The following is a 9,287-nucleotide window of genomic DNA, read 5'->3' as shown; positions in this document are numbered from 1 at the left end:
GTGGCCCCCTTTCGCAGGAAATAGGGGCCACGAGCCCACCCACAACGCTGAGGGTCAGTGGCGGGTGCGGTACAGGCGCATGGTGATCGGGCCGAGGACGGCGGTGAGGACGACGGAGGCGACGAGCACCCAGACGATCTCGCCGCCGTCAGGGGTGCCGGCCATCAGACCGCGCACGGCGGTGACGAGATGCGTCACCGGGTTGATGTCGACGAACCGCTGCAGCGCGGTGGGCATGGTCGACGGGTCGACGAAGATGTTCGACGCGAACGTCAGCGGCATCAGCACCATCATCGACACGCCCATGACGGCGTTGGGCGTGCGCAGCAGCAGCCCCAGGATGGTGAAGATCCAGCTCAGCGAGAAGGCGAAGACGAGCAGCAGCAGCACGCCGAGCACGACGCCGACCACGCCGCCGTCGGGCCGGAACCCGAGGATCAGGCCGAGCCCGATCGTCATGACCGACGCGATGGAGTAGCGCACGGTGTCGCCCAGCAGGGCGCCGACGATGGGTGCGGGGCGCCAGATGGGCAGCGAGCGGAACCGGTCGAAGACGCCCTTGGTGATGTCCGTGTTGAGCGTGTAGCCCGTGTACACGGTGACGATGACGATGGTCTGCACCAGGATGCCGGGCAGCAGGAACTGGATGTACGCGGACGTGGACCCGGCGAGCGCGCCCCCGAACAGGTACGTGAACATCAGCGTGAAGATCACGGGGGAGATCAGCACGTCGAACAGCTGCTCCGGGACGTGCTTGATCTTCAGCAGCGCGCGCCACCCGAAGGTCAGGGTCATCGAGAGCGCGGACGGCCGCGCGGGCGGCTCCGTGAGCGCCACCGCCTGGCGCAGGGTGGTGGTCGTGATCTCGGACGGTGCGTCGGCGGACGCGGTCATCGGGACACCTCCTGGGCGTCGGCGGTCTCGGCCTCGTCGTCGGCCGGCAGGGGCTTGCCGGTCAGGGTCAGGAAGACCTCGTCGAGGCTCGGCTGGCCGAGCGTGAACTCCGGGACGGCGATGCCGGCCTCACCGAGCGCGGGCAGCAGCTGCGCCACGGAGTCCGCGCCGTCGTCGGGCACGCGGGCCGACAGGGCGTACGGGTCGGTGGGCAGCGTGGGCTCGGTGCCCAGCACCTTCTCGACGACGCTCGCCGCGGCCGACCGCTGCGCGGCGTCGGCCAGGCGCAGCGACACGGCGCCCTGGCCCACGGAGCGCTTGAGCTCGGTGGACGTGCCCTCGGCGATGACGGTGCCGTGGTCGATGACGGCGATGCGGTCGGCGAGCTGGTCGGCCTCCTCGAGGTACTGGGTGGTGAGCAGCACGGTGGCGCCGTCGGCGACGAGCACGCGGACGATGTCCCACACCTGGTTGCGGCTGCGCGGGTCGAGCCCGGTGGTGGGCTCGTCGAGGAACAGCACGCGCGGGGCCAGCACCAGCGAGGCGGCGAGGTCGATGCGCCGGCGCATGCCGCCGGAGTACGTCTTGACCTGCCGCGGCCCGGCGTCCGACAGGCTGAACGCCTCGAGCAGCCCGTCGACCCGGCGCCGTGCCGCCGCCCCGGCGAACCCGTAGAGGCGGGCCAGCATGAGGAGGTTCTCGGTGCCGGTCAGGTCCTCGTCGACGGAGGCGTACTGGCCCGTGAGGCCGACGGCGGAGCGGACGGCGTCGGCGTCGGCCACGACGTCGTGCCCGAGCACGCGGGCGGAGCCGGCGTCGGGACGCAGCAGCGTGGCGAGCATGCGGACGACGGTCGTCTTGCCGGCACCGTTGGGCCCCAGCAGCCCGAAGACGCTGCCGGTCGGGATCTGCAGGTCCACGCCGTCGACGGCCTTGGTGACCTGCTTGCGGGTGGTGAAGTGCTTGACGAGCCCGCGCGCGTCGACGGCGAGGTCGTCCCGCGGCGGGTCGGTGTCTGACGCGGACATGTGTTCTCCCGGGGATGTCGGTGACGTGCGTCACGTACCAGGCTAGGACGGCCCGCCGACGTCGAACTCATCGCGGGGCGCGCGAGGAAGGCGTCGTGGCAGGGTGTCGCCCATGACCTCGGAGCCCGCGACCACCGACCTGTTCGACGCCGACCATCTCGCCGCGTGGGTCGGCACGCAGGCCGGCTTCGCGCGCGTGCCCGGCGTGCAGTACGCGGTCGCCGTCAGGGGCGACGTCGTGCTCGACGGCGCGTGGGGCGTCGCCGACGTCACGACCGGGGAGCCGCTGCGCACGGACCACGTGTTCCGCGTGGCGTCGCACTCCAAGACGTTCACGGCGACGGCGGTGGCCCGGCTCGCGGAGCGGGACGCGCTGCGCCTCGACGACCCGTTCGAGGCGCACCTGCCCGAGGTCGCCGGCACCGGGGTCGGGCGGGTCACCCTGCGCGAGGCGCTCGGCCACACCGGCGGCGTGCGGCGCGACGGCGCCGACGCGGACTTCTGGCAGCTGGGGGCGCCGTTCCCGGACCGGGACGCCCTGGTGGCGGCGGTGCGCGCCGACGGCCCGGTCCTCGGCCGCGGCGAGGTCTTCAAGTACTCGAACCTCGCCTACGGGCTGCTGGGGCTGGTGGTCGAGAAAGTCACGGGGGTGCCGTTCGCCCGGCACGTGCGGGACGACCTCCTCGACCCGCTCGGGCTGGAGCGCACGACGCCGGAGCTGGAGGACGGCGCGCCCGCCGTCGTCGGGCACTCCGCCCTGGGCGTCGCCGACGACGGGCGGCTGCCGGTCGCGCCGGTGCGCACGGGCGCGCTGGCCGCGGCGACGGGGTTCTGCTCGACGGCGTCCGACCTCGCCCGGTGGTTCGCGGCGCACGCCGACGGCTCGGACCTGCTGCGACCGGAGACCCGCCGCCTGCTGCAGCGCGACGAGTCCACGATCGACCGCCCCCACGCCCGGCCACGCCGCTACGGGCTGGGGTTCGAGGCGCGCGAGATCGAGGACCGCCGGGTCGTCGGGCACAGCGGCGCGTTCCCCGGCCAGCTCAGCCGTACCTGGGCGGACCCCGCCGCCGGTGTCGTCGTGTCCGTGCTGACGAACGGGGTCGACGGCCCCGCCGACACGATCGCGACGGGCCTCTTCGCGCTGGTCGCCACCGCCCTCGACGCCGGCGCGCCCACCGCCGACGAGGCCGCCGTCCTGGGACGCAGCACCGGCCGTTTCGCCAACCTGTGGGGCCTGACCGACCTCGTCCGGCTGGGCCGGGACCTGTGGCTGATCGACCCGCGTGGTGAGGACCCGCTGGCCGGCGCCGAGCGCCTCGTCGCCGACGGCGAGGGCCTGCGGCTGCCGGTCGAGCCGGGGTTCGGGGCGCCCGGGGAGCGGGTCGAGGTGCTGGCGGGCGACGACGGCCGGCCGGCGGGGATCGTCGTCGCCGGGGTCACCTCGTGGCGCGCCGAGGACTACGAGAACGAGCGCCTCGCCCAGCTCGCCGCCCGGCACGGGGTGTGAGCGGCTACGGCTCGGGGAACGTCGGGGTGATCGGGTCGAGGCGGGGCGCGGGGGAGGGCCGGGGTTCGTCGAAGGTCTCGACCTCGATCGTCTCGGGCTCGAGGAGGCGCGCGACGGCGTCCTCGAGGTTGGTGCGGATCGCGGCGACGAGGCCGGCGGCGTCGCGGGCCTCGAACCGCTCGACCAGCTCGACGTGCGACTCGGCGGCGTCCTTGCGCACCGCGTAGTCCTCGCTGAGCGTGAAGCTCGCGATCCGGACCTCGACGATGAGCGTCGTCATCCAGCGCAGCAGCCAGGGGTTGCCGCTGGCGGCGACGAGCGACCAGTGCACGTTGAGGTCGGCGTCGCCCACCCGGCGGGCGTCCTCGCTCCGCTCCGCGTCGACGAGGGCGTCGTGCGCGGCGCGCACCGCCGCGACCTGGGCCGCGGTGGCGCGCTCGACGGCGAGGGGCGCGGCCGTCGTCTCGACCGTGGTGCGCGCCTCGTACAGCGCTCGCACCCGGTCGGCGCCGATGCGCACCACGCTGAGGCCGCGGCCGGGGGTGGAGCGCAGCAGGCCCTCCTGCACCAGACGCTGCGCGGCCTCGCGGAAGGGTCCCCGGCTCACGCCGAGCTGGCTCGACATCTCGACCTCGCGGATGGGTGACCCCACCGGCAGGGCGCCCGAGTAGACGGCGTTGCGCAGCTCGACGGTGATGAGGTCGACCGTCGACGGTCGGGTCACCGGCGACAGGAACGGCGCGCTGCCGACGGCGGCCGGCGACGATGGGGTCATCTGCTCTCCTTCCAGGCGGCCGGGGCCGTCCGACCGGGACATATCATCCCGTGTCGCGCCCTCCGGCCAGATCGTGACCCTCTTGTGACCATGGCATGACCGCGTTTTCGGGCGTGCTCAGGCGCCTCCAGGCGGTCGTTCGCCCCGGCGGCACCGCTCTGACCTGCGATGTCGTCGGATCGGGTGCGTCGAAGCGGCGCGCCCTCGAAGATTGTAGACAATCCGACATGTGGATACATAGATTGTCGTAGCGTCGGCATCGCGGCTACGGTGTCGCACCGTCCAGACCAACGGCTCGGCGCGGACTCCCGCCGGGCGACGAAGGGAGACACCGTGTCGTCCACCAGGACCACGAAGCGCCGCCGGGCATTCCTCGCTGCCGGTTCCGTGCTCACCATGACCGCGCTGGCCGCCTGCTCGAGCGTCGACGAGGGCGGCGCCGGAGGTGGGGCCAGCGGCGACGGGGGGTCGACCCTCAGCAAGATCCAGGACGCGGGCACGGTGAACGTCGCGTACAACGGCGAGAAGCCCTACAGCTACGACGACGGTGGCGAGCTCACCGGTGCGACGATCGCGCTGGACAAGGAGGTCTTCGGCGAGCTGGGCGTCGACAGCGTCGAGGGCACCCAGACGGAGTGGAACTCGCTCATCCCGGGCCTCAACGCCGGCCGCTACGACACCGTGAGCGCGGGCATGTCGATCCTTCCCGAGCGCTGCGAGCAGGCCGCGTTCGCGGAGCCGACGATCATGTACACCACCGCGTTCCTCGTGCCCGAGGGCAACCCGAACAACCTCACCGACTGGCAGTCGGCGATCGACGCCGGCATCACGCTCGCCGTGACGAGCGGCGCGATCGAGGACGGCTACGCGCAGAAGACCGGGGTCAAGACGATCACCGTGGGCGACTCGACCGACGGCCTCAACGCCGTGGTCTCCGGCCGTGCCGACGCGTTCGCGCTCACCGGCATCTCGATCCGCGCCCTCGCCGACAGCACGGACGAGCCGGTCGAGGCCACCGACGCGTTCGTCGCGAACATCGACGGCGTGGCACAGGTCGGCGCCGGCGCCGAGGTGTTCCGCAAGGGCGACACCGAGCTGCTCGAGGCGTACAACGAGAAGCTCAAGCCGATCCTCGAGGACAAGGAGCGCTGGCTCGAGATCATGGAGCCGTTCGGCTTCACCGAGGCGGAGTACCCGCCTGCCGGGCTGACGGCGGACATGCTCTGCGAGGGCGACCTCAAGAAGATCTCCGACGAGCTGGGGCTGTCCTGACCGCATGTCGGACAATCTCCAGGCGCTGAGCGAACGCCTTCCCGACCTCGGCGACGCCATCGTCGTCACCCTCGAGATGACGCTCGGCGGCGCTGCTCTCGCGATGCTCGTCGCGCTGCTGCTGGGCTTCGGCTCGCGCACCCGGAGTCTGTGGGTGCGCGGGCCGTCCCGGGTCGTCATCGAGTTCTTCCGTGGCACGTCCCTCGTGGTCCAGATCTTCTGGCTCTTCTACGTGCTCCCGGTCTTCGGCTTCAAGATGGAGGCGCTCGCGGTCGCGATCGTCGCCCTCGGGCTCAACTACGGCGCGTACGCCGCCGAGGTGGTGCGCGGCTCGATCGAATCCGTCCCGACGGGCCAGTGGGAGGCCGCGACGGCCCTCAACCTCGGCACGTTCCACAAGGTGCGGCGCGTGATCTTCCCGCAGGCGTGGGCGCTGATGATCCCGCAGCTGGCGAACCTGCTGATCCAGCTGCTCAAGGGCTCGGCGCTGGCCTTCTACATCACCCTGCACGACCTGTACTGGTGGATCGACGAGCTGCAGCGCGACACGAGGGACACCTTCTTCAGCTATGGCGTCGGCCTCGTCCTCTACTTCGTGATCGCCTACATCCTCACGTGGGGGATGAACTGGGCCGAGGAGCGGGCCAAGCGCCGCCTGGGCCGTGGCACCCGCCCGCGCCTGCGTGACGTCTTCGGCCTCAAGCCCGGCGTGCCGACCGAGATCGCCCGCGTGAAGGGGGGAGTGGCGTGAACGACGACAGCATCTGGAACTGGGAGACCGCGTGGGACGTCCTGCCGTCCCTGCTGCGGGGCCTGGTCGTCACCATCGAGGCGACCGTCGTTGGCATGGTGATCGCCTCGATCCTCGGCCTGCTCATCGCCCTGGCGATGCGGGCGCCGACGCGTTGGGTGCGTGCCCCGCTGCGGCTCGTCGTGGACTTCGTCCGCATGACGCCGCTGCTGGTGCAGCTCGTCTTCGCGTGGCTGCTGCTGGTGGACGTCCCGCCGCTCGTCATCGGGTTCGGCGTGCTCGGCGTGCACTACGCCACCTACATGTCCGAGGTGTACCGGGCGGGGATCGAGGCGGTGCCGCGCGGCCAGTGGGAGGCGGCCACCGCGCTGAACCTGCCCAAGGGGCGCACCTGGCGCGCCGTCATCCTGCCGCAGGCGATCCGCAACACGCTGCCCGGGCTGGGCAACTACGCGGTCTCCATGTTCAAGGAGACGCCGTACCTGTTCGCCATCACGGTCGTGGAGATGTACCAGGCCGCCCAGCAGTACGGCGCCCTCAACTTCTCCTACATCGAGCCCCTGACCCTGGTCGGACTGCTCTTCCTGCTGGTGAGCTACCCGACGTCGCTGCTGGTGCGGCGGATGGAGACGCGCCTTGCCTGACCCGACGACCTCCACTGGGAGCCAGAACATGAGCAACGCCTCGAACGGCGCACCCGCCATCGAGTTCCGCGACGTCACCAAGCGCTTCGGCGACAACGTGGTGCTCGACGGCCTGAACTTCTCCGTCGCGCAGGGCGACCGCGTCACGCTGATCGGCCCGTCGGGCTCCGGCAAGACGACGATCCTGCGCCTGCTGATGACCCTCGAGGAGGCGAACGGCGGGCTCATCCTCATCGACGGCGACCCCTACACGCACGAGTACAAGGGCGACCGGTGGGTCGAGATCCCGGAGAAGCGCCGTCGCCAGGTGCGCAAGCGGGTGGGGATGGTGTTCCAGCAGTTCAACCTGTTCCCCAACATGACGGTGCTCGAGAACATCATCGAGGCGCCGATCCACGTGCTCGGCAAGAGCAAGGCCGAGGCCGTCCAGCGGGCGGAGGAGCTGCTCGAGCAGGTCGGCATGACCGACAAGCGCGACTTCAAGACGAACCAGCTCTCCGGCGGTCAGCAGCAGCGCGTCGCCATCGCCCGGGCCCTCGCCATGGACCCGGAGATCCTGCTGCTGGACGAGGTGACCTCGGCGCTCGACCCGGAGATCGTGGCCGACGTGCTCGGCGTGCTCCGTGAGATCGCCCGCACCACGGACATCACCATGCTGCTCGTGACCCACGAGATGCAGTTCGCCCGCGACGTCTCGAACCGCGTGCTGATGTTCGACCACGGCAAGATCGTCGAGGAGGCCGACCCCGAGACGATGTTCACCCACCCCAGGCACGAGCGCACCCAGGAGTTCCTCAAGGCCGTGCTCGGGGGCTGACCCTCGCGGTCCGGGCCATTCGCCCGGCTCGTGGAGCCGAACAGGCGGTTGCTCCCGCGACGACGTCGCAAGACGTGTCGTCGCGGGAGCAACTGCCTGTCGGTGTTCGGGTGCTCAGGACGCCGGGGCGGGTGTCGGCGTGGCGCCGCCCTGGGCGGAGCCGGACGTCGACCCGGCGCCCTGCTCCGCGTCGGGGACGGTGCCGCCGGTCCCGGTCCCAGCGCCGGTGTCCGTGCCGCTGCCCGATGTGTCGGTCCCGTCGCCGGTGCCTTCCGCTGGCTCGTCGGTGCCGTCGTCCGTGCCGCCCGTGGGCTCGTCGGTCGGGGTGTCGGTCTCCGTGCCGCCGGTCTCCGTGCCGCCGGTCGGCTCGTCGGTCGAGGTGCCGGTGTCCGTGCCGCCCGTCGGCTCGTCGGTCGGCTGTTCGGTGGCCCCGGCGGTGGTGCCGGAGGTGGACCCGTCCGAGCCCTGGTCGCCGGTGCTCGTGCCGGAGTCGTCCTCGGGCACGTTCGCCGGGTCCTCGGCGGGGCTCGTCGGGGTGGGCACGGTGGTCGAGTCGTCGGAGTCGTTCGAGGTGCGGCTGATGCTGGTGCCGGAGCCTTCCTGGCCGCGCACCGCGTCGGACAGCGGCTTGCCGATGACGAGCTCGATCACCAGCACGACGCCCATGACGACGACGAACAGGGCCGCCGCCGACATCGCGAGCACCTTGCCCGTGCCGTGCTTCTCCACGAAGCGCAGCCAGGCGTTGCGGGGCTCGGTCTCCTCGCCGTCGGGCACGTCGCCGTCGGGCGTCCCGCCCTCGGCGATCTCGCCGTCCGCGGACGCGGGCTCCGTGTCGCCGGCGCCGACCGGACCGAGGGGGCGGGTCTCGCCGAGCGGCGCGGTGGCGTCGAGGGGCTGCGTCCCGGGGATCGTGCCGTCGGCCCGCGTCTCGGCGACGGACCGTCGTTCGACGGTCGGCGCGTCGCCCGGGGTGCCCTCGGCGAGGGCGTCGGCGGAGTCGGTCGTGCTGACCACGGTGCCCCGCGCCGTCGTGGTGGTGCCGGTGACGCGCATCGCGGCGGTGCGCGAGCGCGCGGCGCCCGGGCCGGTGCGGGCCACGACCTTGGTGACGACGGGCTTGAGCTGCTCGTGCGTCTTCTCGATCGAGCGCGTGTAGAGGAAGTTGCCGATGACCGTGATGACGCTCGCCAGGCCTGCGCCGATGATCGTCCCGGCGACGCCGAAGAACGACATCAGCACCGTGGCGCTGACCGCGGCGAGGGCGCTCGCCACCACCTGGGTGAGCGAGAGCCGGGTCTTGGCGGGGGCGTCCTTCTCGTCGTCGAGCGTGCCGTCGACGGGGTCGCCCGGGGCGGAGGTGCGGGGGGAGGAGGTCACGGAGCGTCGCGTCCAGGTCGGGGTCGTCTGTCCGACGCCCGCCGCACCCGCCGGCACGAGGGCCGCGCGCCGCGGGCTTCGGCGTCTGCCGCGGGCGTCCCGAGCAGCCTAGGCCGGGCGTGTGCAGGTCGCAGCGGGCCGTCGTGAGCCGCCCCGAGAGGAAGCGCGAAGATCCTGTGTTTCCGCACGTTGTGGGTGTGACGGTGGCCCCGTTCC

9 protein-coding genes are annotated in these 9,287 nt (G+C 72.1%); 5 read left to right on the top strand and 4 right to left on the bottom strand.

What is annotated here, in order from left to right; all coding sequences use genetic code 11:
* Window positions 1-54: 54 nt before the first annotated feature.
* Together ACFUVW_RS17035 and ACFUVW_RS17030 are read right to left on the bottom strand one after the other, a co-directional pair.
* On the bottom strand, window positions 55-894 hold the full coding sequence (locus ACFUVW_RS17035) for an ABC transporter permease (RefSeq protein ID WP_430572507.1): 840 nt from the start codon (window positions 892-894) through the stop codon (window positions 55-57).
* The gene (locus ACFUVW_RS17030) at window positions 891-1,922 is read right to left on the bottom strand and encodes an ATP-binding cassette domain-containing protein (RefSeq protein WP_430572506.1); all 1,032 of its coding nucleotides are present in this window, start codon (window positions 1,920-1,922) and stop codon (window positions 891-893) included. Before ACFUVW_RS17030 ends, ACFUVW_RS17035 begins: the two co-directional genes overlap by 4 nt.
* Window positions 1,923-2,034: 112 nt before the next feature.
* Here ACFUVW_RS17030 and ACFUVW_RS17025 point away from each other — a divergent pair, with 112 nt between their 5' ends.
* Window positions 2,035-3,432, top strand: a complete 1,398-nt coding sequence (locus ACFUVW_RS17025) for a serine hydrolase domain-containing protein (RefSeq protein ID WP_430572505.1) — start codon at window positions 2,035-2,037, stop codon at window positions 3,430-3,432.
* Between the two features lie 4 nt (window positions 3,433-3,436).
* On the opposite strand, the gene ACFUVW_RS17020 is transcribed toward ACFUVW_RS17025, so the two are convergent.
* Window positions 3,437-4,207, bottom strand: coding sequence for a GntR family transcriptional regulator (locus tag ACFUVW_RS17020; protein ID WP_430572504.1), 771 nt, complete (start codon window positions 4,205-4,207; stop codon window positions 3,437-3,439).
* Between the two features lie 333 nt (window positions 4,208-4,540).
* Here ACFUVW_RS17020 and ACFUVW_RS17015 point away from each other — a divergent pair, with 333 nt between their 5' ends.
* From ACFUVW_RS17015 to ehuA, 4 genes are read left to right on the top strand one after another with little or no spacing between them, the layout of a single operon-like run.
* Window positions 4,541-5,479, top strand: a complete 939-nt coding sequence (locus tag ACFUVW_RS17015) for a transporter substrate-binding domain-containing protein (protein WP_430572503.1) — start codon at window positions 4,541-4,543, stop codon at window positions 5,477-5,479.
* 4 nt (window positions 5,480-5,483) lie between these two features.
* Entirely contained in the window at window positions 5,484-6,230 is a 747-nt protein-coding gene (gene ehuC / locus ACFUVW_RS17010; RefSeq protein WP_430572502.1) for an ectoine/hydroxyectoine ABC transporter permease subunit EhuC, read from the top strand.
* On the top strand, window positions 6,227-6,874 hold the full coding sequence (gene ehuD, locus ACFUVW_RS17005) for an ectoine/hydroxyectoine ABC transporter permease subunit EhuD (RefSeq protein WP_430572501.1): 648 nt from the start codon (window positions 6,227-6,229) through the stop codon (window positions 6,872-6,874). Before ehuC ends, ehuD begins: the two co-directional genes overlap by 4 nt.
* A 28-nt stretch (window positions 6,875-6,902) precedes the next feature.
* Entirely contained in the window at window positions 6,903-7,691 is a 789-nt protein-coding gene (gene ehuA, locus ACFUVW_RS17000) for an ectoine/hydroxyectoine ABC transporter ATP-binding protein EhuA (RefSeq protein WP_430572500.1), read from the top strand.
* A gap of 114 nt (window positions 7,692-7,805) precedes the next feature.
* On the opposite strand, the gene ACFUVW_RS16995 is transcribed toward ehuA, so the two are convergent.
* Window positions 7,806-9,071, bottom strand: a complete 1,266-nt coding sequence (locus ACFUVW_RS16995; protein ID WP_430572499.1) for a hypothetical protein — start codon at window positions 9,069-9,071, stop codon at window positions 7,806-7,808.
* Window positions 9,072-9,287 lie beyond the last annotated feature (216 nt).

Origin of the sequence: Isoptericola sp. NPDC057391 (assembly GCF_042668085.1) — a bacterium.
GTDB lineage: Bacteria > Actinomycetota > Actinomycetes > Actinomycetales > Cellulomonadaceae > Isoptericola.
The sequence above is the reverse complement of the archived record's forward strand: the minus strand, read 5'-3'. Positions and strand labels throughout refer to the sequence as shown.

Coding starts and splice junctions, on each gene's coding strand:
- ACFUVW_RS17035 (WP_430572507.1), bottom strand. CDS start 894: ATGACCGCGTCCGCCGACGCACCGTCCGAGATCACGACCACCACCCTG.
- ACFUVW_RS17030 (WP_430572506.1), bottom strand. CDS start 1,922: ATGTCCGCGTCAGACACCGACCCGCCGCGGGACGACCTCGCCGTCGAC.
- ACFUVW_RS17025 (WP_430572505.1), top strand. CDS start 2,035: ATGACCTCGGAGCCCGCGACCACCGACCTGTTCGACGCCGACCATCTC.
- ACFUVW_RS17020 (WP_430572504.1), bottom strand. CDS start 4,207: ATGACCCCATCGTCGCCGGCCGCCGTCGGCAGCGCGCCGTTCCTGTCG.
- ehuC (WP_430572502.1), top strand. CDS start 5,484: ATGTCGGACAATCTCCAGGCGCTGAGCGAACGCCTTCCCGACCTCGGC.
- ehuA (WP_430572500.1), top strand. CDS start 6,903: ATGAGCAACGCCTCGAACGGCGCACCCGCCATCGAGTTCCGCGACGTC.